The sequence below is a fragment of the Amycolatopsis sp. NPDC004772 genome, assembly GCF_053601215.1.
Genome location: NZ_JBSGBK010000008.1, coordinates 62,511 through 80,206, shown reverse-complemented (window position 1 = coordinate 80,206; position 17,696 = coordinate 62,511). Strand labels below are relative to the sequence as shown.

5 protein-coding genes are annotated in these 17,696 nt (G+C 73.8%); all 5 read left to right on the top strand.

Annotation, left to right across the window (positions count from 1 at the left end):
• Positions 1-31 precede the first annotated feature (31 nt).
• A complete protein-coding gene (locus ACWEF6_RS07480) occupies positions 32-1,024 on the top strand; it encodes a Gfo/Idh/MocA family protein (RefSeq protein ID WP_449682137.1) in 993 nt (330 codons plus the stop codon).
• The gene (locus ACWEF6_RS07475) at positions 1,021-1,797 is read left to right on the top strand and encodes a Gfo/Idh/MocA family protein (RefSeq protein WP_449682136.1); all 777 of its coding nucleotides are present in this window, start codon (positions 1,021-1,023) and stop codon (positions 1,795-1,797) included. Before ACWEF6_RS07480 ends, ACWEF6_RS07475 begins: the two co-directional genes overlap by 4 nt.
• Before the next feature lie 189 nt (positions 1,798-1,986).
• Positions 1,987-2,202: a DUF5988 family protein gene (locus ACWEF6_RS07470; protein WP_449678008.1), complete on the top strand. Its 216-nt coding sequence runs from the start codon at positions 1,987-1,989 to the stop codon at positions 2,200-2,202.
• Positions 2,203-2,222: 20 nt separating this feature from the next.
• Complete coding sequence (locus ACWEF6_RS07465; RefSeq protein WP_449682135.1) at positions 2,223-3,413, top strand: cytochrome P450; 1,191 nt, start codon at positions 2,223-2,225, stop codon at positions 3,411-3,413.
• Positions 3,414-3,453: 40 nt separating this feature from the next.
• The gene (locus ACWEF6_RS07460; protein ID WP_449682134.1) at positions 3,454-17,673 is read left to right on the top strand and encodes a type I polyketide synthase; all 14,220 of its coding nucleotides are present in this window, start codon (positions 3,454-3,456) and stop codon (positions 17,671-17,673) included.
• The last annotated feature ends 23 nt before the right edge of the window (positions 17,674-17,696 follow it).

The following is a 17,696-nucleotide window of genomic DNA, read 5'->3' as shown; positions in this document are numbered from 1 at the left end:
CCCACCGGGCGGTGTGGGCGACTCTCGGTGGGTGAAGACATCGCGGCCGCTCGAGGTGGCTCTGATCGGTGCGGGGCTGATCGCCCGGCTGCACCTGGAAGCGTGGCTCGGTGCCGGGGCCGTCGTGCGGGTCCACTCCGACGACGGCCGGGGTGCCGAGCTCGCGCGGGAGTTCGGCGCGAAGTCCGCCGGGTCCCTGGCCGAGGCGCTCGACGGGGCCGATGCCGTCGACATCTGCACGCCGACCGCGAGCCACCACCAGATCGCCATGACCGCCATCGCCGCCGGGGTCGGCGTCGTGTGCGAGAAGCCGCTGGCCGCCAGCGCCGAAGAGGCCGAGGAGATCGTCGACGCCGCCGAGAAGGCCGGCGTGCGGCTCTACGCCGCCCACGACGTGCGGTTCGCCGCTCCCTACGCCCGGCTTCACGAGCTCGTCGCGAGCGGGCGGCTGGGCGAAGGCGCGATCGGCCGGTTCTCCTTCTCCGCCTACCACCCGCGGCCCTGGACCGGGACCGCCTCCGCGCGGTCGGGCGGCATCCTCACCGACCAGCTGCTGCACGGCGCCGACCTCGCCCACTGGGTCTTCGGGGACGTCGTCCGCGTGCACGCCTGCTACCAGGGCGACATCGCCACCCCGGCCCCCGAAGGAGCCGTCGCCACCGGGACCGCCGTGCTCACCCACGCCACCGGGGCCATCAGCCAGGTCGTCAGCCGGTGGACCGCGACGCCGCGGCCGCCGGTGCGAGTGGCCTTCCACGTGTCGGGCACCGGCGGGACGGTCAGCTACGACTCCGAGTGGCCCCAGGAAGTCCGGGTGGTCGACGGCGGGGCCGAGAACTTCGGCTACGGCGGGCCGTCGGTGTTCGCCACCGAAATGCGGGAGTTCGCCACGGCCTTCGCGGGCGGCCCCGAACCGCGGATCGGGGCGACGGACGCGCTGGCCGCCGTGCGGATCATCCACGCCGCCGCCGAGTCCGCGTGGACCGGGCGGGCCGTCGAACTTCCGGTGAGGGGAGCAGCGTGAAGGTCGCCATCCTGTCGTCCGCGCCCGAACACCATGCCAAGGCGTTGCGCAGCATGCCGGACGTCGAAGTCGTCGCCACCGCGAGCTGGGACGCGTTCGAGCCGGTCCGGCTGGCGGCCGAGGCCGGCGCGCGCGTGCTGTGCGAACACCCGACGGCCGCGAAGGAAGCGGACCTGAAAGCCATGGTCGACGCCGGGGGCGACCGGCTCACCTTCGCGTCCCCGGCTTGCCACGGCGAGGCGTTCGCGGTGGTGCGCAAGGGAATCGCCGACGGCGGCATCGGCGAGCCGACGACCGTGCTCGGGTCGTTGACCACCAGTGCGGACGGGGTGCTGGGGGCCGCCGCGCCGTACCTGCTCGACCTGGCCGACGCCGTCCTCGGCGGTGAGCCCGCGCAGCAGGTGTACGCCCAGACCAACATCGTCCTCAGTGGACGGACCGGGGAAAGCGCTGCCGTGCTCACCGTGCGGTACCGCAGCGGGCAGGTGGCGTCGTTCGACTGCCGCCGCAGCGGGTCCGCGACGGGCCGGCCCGCCGTCACCTTCATCGGGGACAAGGGGAGCGTGCAGTACGACGCCGGTCCGCGGCTGCTCGACGGCGAGCGGCCCGAGCTGGGCGGCGAGGACCTGCATGCCTTGCTGCTCAACGACTTCCTCGCCGGCACTGGCCCCGCGCCGGACGGCCCGTCCGCGCTCAGAACGTTCCGGATCGTTCAGGCGGCCTACGAATCGGCGCACACCGGGCAGCCCGTGGACCTGCCGCCCGCCGGCTGACGCAACTCCGTCCGGAAGGGGCTTTCTCCTGTGCCACAGGGGAAAGCCCCTTTTCGGTGGGCCTGGGTGGCCCGCCCGGAGGGCCCTACCAGAGTGAGGGATGTCGCCTTGCGGTGGCTCGCCTAGCCTGAATCGAGTATGAAAATACTGCTCTGTGCTGGGAGATTCCCGAAATAGGTGGAGGCCGCGATGAGTGCTACGCAGGTGAAAATCGCGTTGAGCGGGGGACCGGCCGAACTGGCGCTGGCGCACCGGAGCGTCGACGCCGCCGCGCTGGAGAACACGCTCAAGATCCGCCACGGCGCCGGGTACGAGCATTTCGTGCACGGCGGCGAATTCCAGGCCGTCGACGGCTGCGACATCGCGGTGTTCCGCTGGTCGCACCGCACGAAGATCGCCGAATAGAACCCACGGGAAAGGTTTCCATGACCGACGCAATCTCCTTCGAGGTGCCGTGGGATCGGACCGACAAGTTCGATCCGCCCGCGATTTTCGACGCGCTGCGCGAAGAACGTCCGCTCGCGAAGATGGTCTACCCGGATGGGCACGTCGGCTGGATCGTCTCCAGCTACGAGCTGGTCCGCGAGGTCCTCAGCGACCTGCGGTTCAGCCACAGCTGCGAGGTCGGCCACTTCCCGGTCACCCACCAGGGCCAGGTCATCCCGACCCACCCGCTGATCCCCGGCATGTTCATCCACATGGACCCGCCCGAGCACACCCGCTACCGCAAGCTGCTGACCGGCGAGTTCACCGTCCGCCGTACCAGCCGGCTGATCCCGCGCGTCGAGGCCGTGGCCGCCGAGCAGATCGAGGTCATGCGGGCCAAGGGCGGGACCGCCGACATCGTCATGGACTTCGCCAAGCCGCTCGTCCTGCGCATGCTGGGCGAACTCGTCGGCCTGCCCTACGAGGAACGTGACCGGTACGTGCCCGCGGTGACGCTCCTGCACGACGCGGAAGCGGACCCGGCCGAGGCCGCGGCCGCCTACGAGGTGGCCGGGAAGTTCTTCGACGAGGTCATCGAGCGGCGGCGGCAGCAGCCCCAGGACGACCTGATCAGCTCGCTGGTCACCGAGGACCTGACCCAGGAGGAACTGCGCAACATCGTCACCCTGCTGCTGTTCGCCGGGTACGAGACCACCGAAGGCGCGCTCGCCACCGGCGTCTTCGCGCTGCTGCACCACACCGGCCAGCTGGCGAAGCTGCGGGCGGAGCCGGAGAAGCTCGACGCCGCGATCGAGGAGCTGCTGCGCTACCTGACCGTCAACCAGTACCACACCTACCGCACCGCGCTGGAGGACGTGAAGCTGGAGGGCGAGCTGATCAAGAAGGGCGACACGGTGACAGTGTCGCTGCCCGCGGCCAACCGCGACCCGGCGAAGTTCGGCTGTCCCGCGGAGCTGGACATCGAGCGCGACACCTCCGGGCACGTGGCCTTCGGCTTCGGCATCCACCAGTGCCTGGGCCAGAACCTGGCGCGCATCGAGCTGCGCGCCGGCTTCACCGCGCTCCTGCGGGCGTTCCCCGGCCTGAAGCTGGCCGTCCCGGCCGACGAGGTTCCGCTGCGGCTGAAGGGTTCCGTCTTCTCGGTGAAGAAGCTCCCCGTCTCCTGGTGAGCGTTCTTCCCCACGTATAGCCGAAAGGATCTGCGGCACAGTGCGCACCGATCTCATCAAGCCACTTCACGTCGCACTCCTGGAGAACGCGACCCGCTTCGCCGGCAAAACCGCCTTCGCCGACGACCACCGGGCCGTCACCTACGGCGACCTCGAGGCGCGGACGCGGCGGCTGGCCGGGCACCTGGCCGGCCTCGGCGTCCGGCACGGGGACCGGGTGGCGATCTGCCTCGGCAACCGGGTGTCCACTGTGGAGAGTTACTACGCGGTCCTGCGGGCGGGCGGCGTCGGCGTGCCGCTCAACCCCGGGGCGGCGACCGCCGAGCTCGAGCACCCGCTGATCGACAGCGGCGCCACGGTCGTCATCACCGACGCGACCCAGGCGGCCCGGCTGCCGTTCGCGCCGCACGTCCAGGTGCTGGTGACCGGCGACGACGTCCCGGCGGGCGCGCACTCGTACGACGAACTCGCCGGCACCGAACCGGCCGAGCCCGCCGCGGACGACCTCGGCCTCGACGAACCGGCGTGGATGTTCTACACCTCCGGGACGACCGGACGGCCCAAGGGCGTCGTGTCGACCCAGCGCAACTGCCTGTGGTCCGTCGCGTCCTGCTACGTCCCGATCCCCGGGCTGAGCGACGAAGACCGGGTGCTCTGGCCGCTCCCGCTGTTCCACAGCCTTTCGCACATCGCCTGCGTCCTGTCCGCCACCGTGGTCGGCGCGACCGTCCGGATCGCCGACGGCAGCTCCGCCGACGACGTCATGCGGCTGCTGCGGGCCGAGGGCACGACGTTCCTGGCCGGCGTGCCGACCACCTACCACCACCTCGTGCGGGCCGCCCGCCAGAGCGGGTTTTCCGCCCCGAGCCTGCGCATCGGCCTGGCCGGGGGCGCGGTCCTCGGCGCCGGGCTGCGCAGCGACTTCGAAGAGACCTTCGGCGTCCCGCTGATCGACGCCTACGGCAGCACCGAGACCTGCGGGGCCATCACCATGAACCCGCCGGACGGCGCCCGGGTCGACGGCTCGTGCGGCCGGCCCGTGCCCGGCGTCGGCGTGCGCGTCGTCGACCCCGAGACCGGGCTCGAGGTCCCGGCCGGCCAGGAGGGCGAGGTCTGGGTCAGCGGGCCGAACGTCATGCTCGGCTACCACAACAGCCCGGAGGCGACCGCCGCGGCGATGCGCGACGGCTGGTTCCGCACCGGCGACCTGGCCCGCCGCGACGACGCCGGCTACTTCACCATTTGCGGCCGGATCAAGGAACTCGTCATCCGGGGCGGCGCGAACATCCACCCTGGCGAGATCGAAGCCGTCCTGCGCACGGCCGAGGGCGTCGCGGACGCGGCGGTCGGCGGCGTCCCGCACGACACGCTCGGCGAGGTGCCGGTCGCCTACGTGATCCCCGGGCCGGACGGGTTCGACGCGGGCGAGCTGATCGCGAAGTGCCGCGAACAGCTGTCCGCGTACAAGGTGCCCGAGCGGATCATCGAGGTCGCCCACATCCCGCGGACCGCGTCGGGCAAGGTCCGGCGGAACCTGCTAGCCGACGAGCCCGGTGCGCTGCGGTACGCCGCGGCCGAACACGAGGAGCAGTCCCGCTCCGCCGACGAGGCGGTCGCGGCGGCGCTGCGGACGCGACTGTCCGGTTTGGACGAACGCGCGCAGGGCGAGTTCCTGGAAGACCTCGTCCGCACCCAGGCGGCCGACGTGCTGGGGCAGCCGGTCCCGGCCGGGCGCGCGTTCCGCGACCTCGGCTTCACCTCGCTGGCCATCGTCGAGCTGCGCAACCGGCTGACCGAGCACACCGGCCTCTGGCTGCCCGCCAGCGCCGTCTTCGACCACCCGACGCCGGCGGCGCTGGCCACCCGCGTCCGGGCCGAGCTGCTCGGGCTCACCCAGGACTTCGCCGAGCCGGTGGTGGCGGCCGACCCGGACGAGCCGATCGCGATCGTCGGCATGGCGTGCCGGCTGCCGGGCGGTGTGACCTCCCCGGACGAGCTGTGGCGGCTGGTGGCCGAGCGCGTCGACGCCGTCTCGGCGTTCCCCGAGGACCGCGGCTGGGACCTCGACACCCTGATCGACCCGGACCGGGAACGCGCCGGGACGTCGTACGTCGGCCAGGGCGGCTTCCTGCACGACGCCGGCCAGTTCGACGCGGGCTTTTTCGGGATCTCGCCCCGTGAGGCCGTCGCGATGGACCCGCAGCAGCGGCTGCTGCTGGAGACGTCGTGGGAGGCCCTCGAGCACGCCGGCGTCGACCCGATCGCGTTGAAGGGCACCGACACCGGGGTGTTCTCCGGCCTGATGGGCCAGGGCTACGGAGCCGGTGCGGTGTCGCCGGAACTCGAAGGCTTCGTCACCACCGGGGTCGCGTCGAGCGTGGCCTCGGGCCGGGTGTCGTACGTGCTGGGCCTGGAGGGCCCGGCGGTCACCGTGGACACGGCGTGCTCGTCGTCGCTGGTCGCGATGCACCTCGCGGCGCAGGCGCTGCGGCAGGGTGAGTGCTCGATGGCGCTGGCCGGCGGGGTCACCGTGATGGCGACGCCGGGGTCGTTCGTCGAGTTCTCCCGCCAGCGCGCGCTGGCCCCCGACGGGCGGTGCAAGGCCTTCGCGGCGGCGGCCGACGGCACCGGCTGGTCCGAAGGCGTCGGCGTGGTCGTCCTCGAGCGGCTTTCGGTGGCGCGGGAGCGCGGCCACCGGGTCCTCGCCGTGCTGCGCGGCAGCGCGGTCAACCAGGACGGCGCCTCGAACGGGCTCACCGCGCCGAACGGCCTCTCGCAGCAGCGGGTCATCCGCCGCGCGCTGGCCGCCGCGGGCCTGGGACCGTCCGATGTGGACGCCGTCGAGGCGCACGGCACCGGGACGACCCTGGGTGATCCGATCGAGGCGCAGGCCCTGCTGGCCACCTACGGCCAGGAGCGTGAGACGCCGTTGTGGCTCGGGTCGCTGAAGTCGAACATCGGGCACGCGCAGGCGGCCGCGGGCGTCGCGGGCGTGATCAAGATGGTGCAGGCGCTGCGGCACGAGGTTCTGCCGCCGACACTGCATGTCGACAAACCGACTCTCGAGGTGGACTGGGCCGCCGGGGCCGTCGAACTGCTGACGGAAGCCCGTGAGTGGCCGCGCCACGGCCGGCCGCGCCGGGCCGGGGTGTCGTCGTTCGGCGTCAGCGGCACCAACGCGCACCTGATCATCGAGGAAGCCCCCGCCGAGGAGGCGGTCTCCACCTCGGAAGCCCCGGTGGTGCCGCTGGTGGTGTCGGCACGCAGCAAGGAGGCGCTGTCCGGGCAGGCCGAACGGCTGGCGACGTTCCTCGAAGGGGACGTCTCGCTGACCGAGGTTGCCACGGCCCTGGTGTCGCGGCGGGCGGTGCTGGACGAGCGCGCGGTCGTCGTGGCCGGTTCCCGCGAGGAAGCCGTGACCGGCCTGCGGAACCTGGTCCGCCGCGAAAGCGGGACGCCGGGCAAGGTCGTGTGGGTCTTCCCCGGCCAGGGGACGCAGTGGGCCGGGATGGGCCGCGAGCTCCTCGACGCCTCGCCGGTGTTCGCCGAGCGGATCGCCGAGTGCGCGGCCGCGCTGGAGCCGTGGATCGACTGGTCGCTGCTGGACGTCCTCCGTGGCGAGGGTGACCTGGACCGGGTCGATGTGCTGCAGCCCGCGTGTTTCGCGGTGATGGTGGGTTTGGCCGCCGTGTGGGAGTCCGTGGGGGTGCGCCCGGACGCCGTCGTCGGCCACTCGCAGGGCGAGATCGCGGCCGCGTGTGTGTCGGGTGCGCTGTCGCTGGAAGACGCGGCCAAGGTGGTGGCCCTGCGCAGCCAGGCCATCGCGGCGGAACTCTCCGGCCGCGGCGGGATGGCTTCGGTCGCCCTGGGCGAGGATGACGTCGTCTCGCGGCTGGCGGACGGGGTCGAGGTGGCCGCCGTCAACGGGCTCACCTCGGTCGTGATCGCCGGGGACGCCCAGGCCCTCGACGAGACCCTCGAAGTCCTGTCCGGCGAAGGAATCCGCGTGCGGCGGGTGGCCGTGGACTACGCGTCCCACACCCGGCACGTCGAAGACATCGAGGACACCCTGGCCGAGACCCTGGCCGGGATCCGCGCGCAGGCGCCGGTGGTGCCGTTCTACTCGACCGTCACGAGCGAGTGGATTCGCGACGCCGGTGTCCTGGACGGCGGCTACTGGTACCGGAACCTGCGCAACCAGGTCCGGTTCGGCGCGGCCGCGGCGGCGCTGCTCGACCAGGGCCACACGGTGTTCGTCGAGGTCAGCGCGCACCCGGTGACGGTCCAGCCGCTGAGCGAGCTCACCGACGCGGTCGTCGTCGGGACCTTGCGGCGGGACGACGGCGGCCTGCGGCGCCTGCTGACCTCGATGGGCGAGGTGTTCACCGGCGGCGTCGATGTGGACTGGACCGCGGTGGTGCCCGCCGCCGGCTGGGTGGACCTGCCGACCTACGCCTTCGACCACCGGCACTACTGGCTCGAACCGGCCGCCCCCGAGTCGGCCGGCGACCCCCTCCTGGGCACGATCGTCAGCTCGCCCGGCTCGGACCGCCTCACCGCCGTGGCCCGGTGGACCCGCCGGACGCAGCCCTGGGCGGCGGACGGCCTGGTGCCGAACGCGGCCCTGGTCGAGGCGGCGATCCGGCTCGGCGACCTGGCCGCCACCCCCTTCCTCGCCGACCTGACCATCGACACGCCGGTGGTGCTGCCGCAGCGCGGCGGCCGGGACGTCCAGCTGATCGTCGGCGAGCCCGGCGAGCAGCGGCGGCGGCCGATCGAGGTCTTCTCCCGCGAGGCGGACGGACCGTGGACGCGGCACGCCCACGGCACCCTTGCCCCTCCCGCCGCCGCCGAGGTGCCTGACCCGGCGGCGGCGGGAGTCGCCACCGACGTCACCGTCGACGGCCTGCGGGACGCCGACCGCTTCGGCATCCACCCCGCGCTGCTCGACGCGGCCGTCCGCACGGTCGTCGGCGACGACCTGCTCCCGTCCGTCTGGACCGGCGTGTCCCTGCTGGCTTCCGGGGCCACCGCGGTGACCGTGACGCCGACGGCGACCGGCCTGCGGCTGACCGACCCGGCCGGGCAGCCCGTCCTGACCGTCGACGCGGTGCGCGGCACGTCGTTCGCGCGGGAACCGGGGACCACCGACGCGCTCTTCCGCGTCGACTGGACCGAAATCCCGCTTCCCGCGGGCGAAGCCGGCTTCGTCACCCACGAAGCCACGTCGGTCGAGGGCACCCTCTCCGCGCTGCAGGCCTGGCTGGCGGACCCGGCGGAAACCCGGCTGGCCGTCGTCACCGGGGACGGCACCGAACCCGGCGCGGCCGCGATCTGGGGCCTGGTGCGCTCGGCGCAGTCGGAACACCCTGGCCGGATCGTCCTGGCCGACCTCGACGACCACGCCGCGCTGCCCGCCGTGGTGGCGAGCGGCGAACCCCAGGTCAGGGTGCGTGACGGCGTCGCTTCGGTGCCGCGGCTGGCCCGGGTGGCCCCGCTCCCGCAAGCGCGGCCGCTCGACCCCGAGGGCACCGTCCTGATCACCGGCGGTACCGGCACGCTCGGCGCGCTGACCGCCCGGCACCTCGTCACCGCGCACGGTGTCCGGCACCTGGTGCTGGTCAGCCGCCGCGGCGAGGCCCCCGAACTGCACGCCGAGCTGACCGCGCTCGGGGCGTCCGTCACCATCGCCGCCTGCGACGTGGCCGACCGGGCGCAACTCGAGGCCGTCCTGCAGGCGATCCCGGCCGAGCACCCGCTCACCGCCGTGATCCACACCGCCGGCGTGCTGGCCGACGGTGTCATCACCGAGCTGACCCCCGACCGGCTCGAAACCGTGCGGCGCCCGAAGGTCGACGCCACCCGGCACCTGGACGAACTCACCCGAGACGCCGACCTCGCCGCGTTCGTGCTGTTCTCCTCGGCCGCGGGCGTGCTCGGCAACCCCGGCCAGGCCGGCTACGCGGCCGCCAACGCCGAGCTGGACGCGTTGGCGCATCAGCGAACCAGCCGGGGTCTGCCGGCCGTGTCCATCGCCTGGGGCTACTGGTCGGCGGTCAGCGGCATGACCGAGCACCTGGGGGCCGCCGACCTGCGGCGCAACCAGCGGATCGGCATGTCCGGCCTCCCCGCCGACGAAGGCATGGCCCTGCTGGACGCGGCCATCGGCACCGGCGGTGCGCTGGTCGCGGCCAAGTTCGACGTCGCCGCCCTGCGGGCGACGGCGAAGGCCGGCGGCCCGGTGCCGCCGCTGCTGCGCGGACTGGCCCCGCTGCCGCGCCGGACCGCGGCCAAGACCGCGTCGCTGACCGAGCGGCTGGCCGGGCTGGCCGGGGCCGAGCAGGCCGCAACCCTGCTCGACCTGGTCCGGCGGCACGCCGCCGAGGTCCTCGGCCACTCCGGGGCCGAGTCCGTCCACTCCGGACGGACGTTCAAGGACGCCGGCTTCGACTCGCTGACCGCGGTCGAGCTGCGGAACCGCCTCGCGGCCGCGACCGGGCTCACCCTGTCCCCGGCGCTGATCTTCGACTACCCGAAGCCCCCGGCGCTCGCGGAACACCTGCGCACCAAGCTGTTCGGCGAAACCGCGCGGCGGCCGGCCGAGATCGGCACCGCCGTCGTGGACGAGCCGATCGCGATCGTGGCGATGGCCTGCCGGTTCCCCGGCGGCGTGCGCAGCCCCGAGGACCTGTGGCGGCTGGTCGCCGACGGCGTCGACGCGGTCACCGAGTTCCCCGCCGACCGCGGCTGGGACACCGACCGGCTCTACCACGAAGACCCCGACCACGAGGGCACCACGTACGTCCGGCACGGCGCCTTCCTCGACGACGCCGCCGGGTTCGACGCCGCCTTCTTCGGCATCTCGCCGAACGAGGCGCTCGCCATGGACCCGCAGCAGCGGCTGCTGCTGGAGACGTCCTGGGAACTGTTCGAGCGGGCCGCGATCGACCCGACCACCCTGGCCGGGCAGGACATCGGTGTCTTCGCCGGCGTCAACAGCCACGACTACAGCGTGCGGATGCACCGGGCCACCGGGGTCGAGGGCTTCCGGCTCACCGGTGGCTCGGCGAGCGTGCTCTCCGGCCGCGTCGCCTACCACTACGGCGTCGAAGGCCCGGCCGTCACGGTCGACACCGCGTGCTCGTCTTCGCTGGTCGCGCTGCACCTGGCGGTGCAGGCGCTGCAGCGCGGCGAGTGCTCGATGGCGCTGGCCGGCGGCGTGATGGTGATGGGCACGGTCGAGACGTTCGTCGAGTTCTCGCGGCAGCGCGGCCTGGCGCCGGACGGCCGGTGCAAGGCGTTCGCCGACGCCGCCGACGGCACCGGCTGGTCCGAGGGCGTCGGCCTGCTCCTGGTGGAGCGGCTGTCCGAGGCGAGGCGAAAGGGCCACCAGGTCCTGGCCGTGGTCCGCGGCTCGGCGGTCAACTCCGACGGCGCGTCCAACGGCCTGACCGCCCCGAACGGCCCGTCCCAGCAGCGCGTGATCCGCAAGGCCCTGGCCGCCGCCGGACTGTCCACTTCGGACGTCGACGCGGTGGAGGCGCACGGCACCGGGACCACCCTGGGCGACCCGATCGAGGCCGAGGCGCTGCTCGCCACCTACGGGCAGGATCGCGAGCAGCCGCTGTGGCTCGGGTCGGTGAAGTCGAACCTCGGGCACACGCAGGCCGCGGCCGGGGTCGCGGGCGTGATCAAGATGGTCATGGCCATGCGCCACGGCGTCCTGCCCAAGACGCTGCACGTCGACCGGCCGTCGTCCCACGTGGACTGGTCGGCCGGGGCGGTGGAGCTGCTGACCGAGGCCCGCGACTGGCCGGCCGGCGGCCACCCGCGCCGGGCGGGCGTGTCCTCGTTCGGCATCGGCGGCACCAACGCGCACGTCGTCCTCGAAGAGGTGCCGCAACCGGCCGGGACCGCGGCCCCGGAGCCGGCCGGGTTCCTGGTGCCGGTGCTGCTCTCCGCGCGTTCGGCGGCCGGACTGCGCGGACAGGCCGCGCGGCTCGCCGACTTCCTCGGCACCGAGGTGCGCGTCCCCGACGTCGCCCACGCGCTCGCCACCACACGCGCCCAGCTCGACCACCGGGCCGTCGTCCTGGCCTCCGACCGGGACCAGCTCCGCGGCGACCTGGCCGCCTTCGGCCCTGGCGTCGTGTCCGGGACGCCGGTGGACGGCAAGCTGGCCGTCCTCTTCACCGGCCAGGGCAGCCAGTGGGTGGGCATGGGCCGCGAACTCGCCGAGACGTTCCCGGTCTTCCGCGACGCCTTCGAGGCCGCCTGCGCCGCCGTGGACGCGCACCTGGGCGGACGTCCGCTGCGCGAGGTCGTCTTCACCGACCGCGAGCTGCTCGACCGGACGATGTACACCCAGGGCGCGCTGTTCGCCGTGGAAACCGCGCTGTTCCGGCTCTTCGAGTCCTGGGGCGTCCGGCCGGACCTCCTGGCCGGCCACTCGATCGGCGAGCTTGCCGCCGCGCACGTGTCCGGCGTGCTGGACCTGGCCGAGGCGGGCGAACTGGTCGCCGCGCGCGGCCGGCTGATGCAGGCGCTGCCCGCGGGTGGCGCGATGGTGGCCGTCCAGGCGACCGAGGACGAGGTCGCGCCCCTGCTCGGCGCCGACGTCTGCGTCGCCGCGGTCAACGGCCCGGACTCGGTCGTGCTCTCCGGCGCCGAGGCCGCCGTGCTCGCCGCCGCGGCCGACCTGGCGGGCCGCGGCCGCAAGACGAAGCGGCTGACCGTCAGCCACGCCTTCCACTCGCCGCTGATGGAGCCGATGCTCGACGAGTTCCGGGCGGTCGCGGAACGCCTGACCTACCGGCCGGGGGCGCTGCCCGTCGTCTCGACGCTGACCGGGGAGATCGCGGCGCTCGACACCCCGGACTACTGGGTCCGCCAGGTGCGCGAGGCCGTGCGGTTCAGCGACGCCGTCACCGCGCTGAGCGGCCAGGGCGCGACGACGTACCTCGAACTCGGCCCGGGCGGGGCGCTCGCCGCCATGGCGCTCGGCACGCTCGGCGGGTCCGAGCAGAGCTGCGTCGCCACCCTGCGCAAGAACGGCGTGGAGGTCCCGGACGTCCTGACCGCGCTCGCCGAACTGCACGTCCGCGGCGTGGCCGTGGACTGGACGGCCGTCATCGACCGGCCGGGGACGGCGGTCGGTACCGTTCTGCCCACCTACGCCTTCCAGCACCAGCGCTTCTGGGTCGACACCGACGACACCCCGGAAATCGCCCCGCCTGCGGAGGCGGTCGCCGTTCGACCGGTGACCGACGTCCTCGAGCTGGTCCGCGAGAGCGCCGCGGTGGTGCTCGGGCACCGGGACGCCGACGCGTTCGACCTCGACCGGTCCTTCAAGGACCACGGGTTCGACTCCCTGAGCGCGATCAAGCTGCGCAACCGCCTGCGCGACTTCACCGGCGTCGACCTGCCCAGCACGCTGATCTTCGACTACCCGAACCCGGCCGTCCTCGCCGGCCACCTGCGGGCCGAGCTCGCCGGCGAGCGCCCGGCCGCGCCGGTCGTGGTGACGCGGGAGGTCTCCGACGAGCCGATCGCGATCGTCGGCATGAGCACCCGCCTGCCGGGCGGCGCGGACAGCCCCGAAGAGCTGTGGAACCTCGTCGCCGAAGGCCGGGACGCGATCACCGGCTTCCCCGTCGACCGCGGCTGGGACCTCGACGGCCTCTACCACCCCGACCCGGCCCACGCCGGGACGAGCTACACGCGCTCGGGCGGCTTCCTGCACGACGCGGCCCAGTTCGACGCCGGCCTCTTCGGCATTTCGCCGCGCGAAGCCCTCGCCATGGACCCGCAGCAGCGGCTGCTCCTGGAGACGTCGTGGGAGGCCCTCGAACGCGCGGGCGTCGACCCGCTCTCCGCGCGCGGCAGCGACGTCGGCGTCTTCACCGGGATCGTCCACCACGACTACGTGACGCGGCTGCGCGAAGTCCCCGAGGACGTCCAGGGCTACACGATGACCGGCACGGCTTCGAGCGTCGCGTCCGGCCGGGTGGCCTACGTCTTCGGCTTCGAGGGCCCGGCGGTCACCGTGGACACCGCGTGCTCGTCGTCGCTGGTCGCCATCCACCTCGCGGCGCAGGCGCTGCGGCAGGGCGAGTGCTCGATGGCGCTGGCCGGCGGCGCGACCGTGATGGCCAGCCCGGACGCCTTCCTGGAGTTCTCCCGCCAGCGCGGCCTGTCCGCCGACGGCCGGTGCAAGGCCTACGCGGAGGGCGCGGACGGCACGGGCTGGGCCGAGGGCGTCGGCGTGGTCGTGCTGGAGCGGCTTTCGGTGGCGCAGGAACGCGGGCACCGGGTCCTGGCCGTGCTGCGCGGCAGTGCGGTGAACCAGGACGGCGCGTCCAACGGCCTCACCGCCCCGAACGGGCCGTCGCAGCAGCGGGTGATCCGCGGCGCGCTGGCTTCGGCCGGACTCGCCCCGTCCGATGTGGACGTCGTCGAAGGCCACGGCACCGGCACGGCGCTGGGTGACCCGATCGAGGTCCAGGCGCTGCTGGCCACCTACGGGCAGGAGCGGGAAACGCCGCTGTGGCTCGGCTCGCTGAAGTCGAACATCGGGCACACGCAGGCCGCCGCCGGAGTGGTCGGCGTGATCAAGATGGTCATGGCCATGCGCAACGGCGTCATGCCGGCCACGCTGCACGCCGGCGAGCGCACGAGCCAGGTCGACTGGTCCGCGGGCGCGATCGAAGTCCTCACCGAGGCCCGGGAGTGGCCGCGCCCCGGGCGTCCGCGCCGGGCCGGCGTGTCCTCCTTCGGCGCCAGCGGCACGAACGCGCACCTGATCATCGAGGAAGGGCCGGATGCCGGTCTGCCGCGGCTTGTCGTGAGTGGTAACGCGGGTTCTAACCCGCCTTACCACTCACGACCGGCTGTGGTGCCGCTGGTGGTGTCCGCGCGCAGCACCGGTTCGCTGGCCGGGCAGGCCGGCCGGCTCGCCGCGGTGCTCGAAGACGAGTCGCCGGCCGGGGTGGCCAGGGCCCTGGTCTCGGGCCGCGCGACGCTGAACGAGCGCGCGGTCGTCATCGCGGGCTCGGCCGGCGAGGCCCAGGACGGCCTGCAGGCACTGGCCCGCGGCGAGAACGCCCCCGGTGTCGTGACCGGGACCGCGGGGAAGCCCGGCAAGGTCGTCTGGGTCTTCCCCGGCCAGGGCTCGCAGTGGCTCGGCATGGGCCGGGACCTCCTGGACTCGTCGCCGGTGTTCGCCGAGCGGATCAAGGACTGCGCGTCCGCGCTGGAGCAGTGGACGGGCTGGTCGCTGCTCGACGTCCTGCGCGGCGACGCCGACCTGCTGGACCGCGTCGACGTCGTGCAGCCCGCGAGCTTCGCGATGATGGTCGGCCTCGCCGCCGTGTGGGACTCCCTGGGTGTCGTCCCCGACGCCGTGCTGGGCCACTCGCAGGGCGAGATCGCCGCCGCGTGCGTGTCCGGGGCGCTGTCCCTGGACGACGCGGCCAAGGTGGTCGCGCTGCGCAGCCAGGCGATCGCCGCGGAACTGGCCGGGCGCGGCGGCATGGCGTCGGTCGCGCTGAGCGAAGAAGACGCGGTCGCGCGGCTGACGCCGTGGGCGGACCGGGTCGAGGTGGCCGCGATCAACAGCCCGTCCTCGGTCGTCATCGCGGGCGACGCGCAGGCCCTGGACGAGGCCCTCGGAGCCCTGGAAGCCGACGGTGTCCGGGTGCGGCGGGTCGCGGTGGACTACGCCTCGCACACCCGGCACGTCGAAGACCTGGCCGGCACCCTGGACCGGACCCTGGCCGGGATCGACGCGCAGGCCCCGCAGATTCCGTTCTATTCCACCGTTCTCGGCGCGTGGCTCGAGAAGGGCGTCGTCGACGGCGGCTACTGGTACCGGAACCTGCGGCAGCAGGTGCGGTTCGGCCCGTCGGCCGCGGCCCTGGCCGGGCTGGGGTACACCGTGTTCGTCGAGATCAGCGCCCACCCGGTGCTGGTCCAGCCGCTGAGCGAGATCAGCGACGACGCCGTGGTGACCGGCTCGCTGCGGCGCGAAGACGGCGGGCTCCGGCGCCTGCTGGCCTCGGCGGCCGAGCTGTTCGTCCGGGGCGTGGCCGTCGACTGGGCCGCGACGCTGCCCGCGGCCGGCTGGGTCGACCTGCCGACGTACGCCTTCGACCGCCGCCACTTCTGGCTGCACGAGGCCGAAACCACCGAAGCCGCCGCCGAAGGCGTGGACGCCGAGTTCTGGACCGCCGTCGAGCAGTCTGATGTGGACAGCTTGGCCGAGCTCCTCGACCTGGTGCCCGAGCAGCGCGGGGCGCTCAGCACCGTGGTGCCCGTGCTGGCCGGGTGGCGCGACCGGCGTCGCGAACGCTCGACCGCGGAAAAGCTGCGCTACCAGGTCACCTGGCAGCCGCTGGAGCGCGAAGCCACCGGCGTGCCGGGCGGGCGCTGGCTCGCCGTCGTCCCGGCCGGCACGTCCGACGCGCTGCTGAAGGAGCTGACCGGCCAGGGCCTCGACCTCGTCCGGCTGGAGATCGAAGAACCGTCGAGGGACCAGCTCGCCGAGCGGTTGCGCGGTGTCAACGACCTCGCCGGCGTCCTGTCGCTGCTCGCGCTGGACGGCGGGCCCGCGGACGCCACCGAGATCACCGCGTCGACGCTCGCGCTGGTCCAGGCGCTGGGTGACGCCAACGTCGCCGCGCCGCTGTGGTGCCTCACCTCCGGCGCGGTGAACATCGGCATCCAGGACGCCGTCACCGCACCGGCCCAGGCGGCCGTGTGGGGCCTCGGCCGCGCCGTCGCGCTGGAGCGCCTCGACCGGTGGGGCGGCCTGGTCGACCTGCCGGCCGCGATCGACGCGCGCACGGCCCAAGCCCTGCTCGGGGTCCTGAACGGCGCCGGCGGCGAGGACCAGCTCGCGGTCCGCCGGTCCGGCGGCTACCGCCGGCGGCTGGTCCGCAAGCCGGTGCCGGAGTCCGCGACGGGCAAGTGGGAACCCCGCGGCACGGTCCTGGTCACCGGTGGGGCCGAAGGGCTCGGCCGGCACGCCTCGGTCTGGCTCGCGCAATCCGGCGCCGAGCGGCTCATCGTCACCGGCACCGGCGGCGTCGAAGAACTGCGGGCCGAGCTGGCCGGGTTCGGCACCACGGTCGAGTTCTGCGCCGACGGCGACCGGGACGCGATCACGCGGCTGGTGGCGGCGTCGGAGGTCACCGCGGTGGTGCACGCCGCCGACATCGCGCAGACCAGCTCGGTCGACGACACCGGGCGGGCCGACCTCGACGAGGTGTTCACCGCCAAGGTGACCACCGCGGTGTGGCTGGACCAGCTGTTCGAGGACACCCCGCTCGACGCCTTCGTCGTGTTCTCCTCGATCGCCGGCATCTGGGGCGGTGGCGGCCAGGGCCCGGCGGGCGCGGCGAACGCCGTCCTCGACGCCCTGGTCGAATGGCGCCGCGCCCGCGGCCTCAAGGCGACGTCGATCGCCTGGGGCGCCCTGGACGAGATCGGCATCGGCATGGACGAGGCCGCCCTCGCCCAGCTGCGCCGCCGCGGTGTCCTCCCGATGGCGCCGCCGCTGGCGGTGACCGCGATGGTGCAGGCCGTCGCGGGCAACGAGAAGGCCGTGGCGGTGGCCGACATGGATTGGGGTGCCTTCATCCCCGCGTTCACGTCGGTGCGGCCCAGCCCGCTGTTCGCCGATCTCCCCGAAGCGAAGGCGATCCTCCAGGCGACGCAGGACGACGGCGAGGACGGCGACACCGCGGCGTCGCTCGCGGACTCCCTGCGGGCGGTCCCGGACGCCGAGCAGAACCGCATCCTGCTGAAGCTGGTCCGCGGGCACGCCTCGACGGTCCTCGGCCACAGCGGCGCCGAGGGTATCGGCCCGCGGCAGGCGTTCCAGGAGGTCGGCTTCGACTCCCTGGCCGCGGTCAACCTCCGCAACAGCCTGCACGCGGCCACCGGGCTCAAGCTGCCCGCGACGCTGATCTTCGACTACCCCACCCCGGAGGCGCTGGTCGGCTACCTGCGCGTCGAGCTACTCCGGGAGGCCGACGACGGGCTGGCCGGGCGGGAAGACGACCTCCGGCGGGTCCTGGCGGCCGTGCCGTTCGCCCGGTTCAAGGAAGCGGGCGTCCTGGAAGCCCTGCTCGGCCTGGCCGAAGCGGAGACCGGCCCGGAGCCGGAGGTTCCCGCACCGGCCACCGCCGACGACGCAGAACTGATCGACGCACTGGACATCTCCGGTCTCGTGCAACGGGCCCTCGGGCAGACGAGCTGACCGCCGATGGCGAACGAATCGTG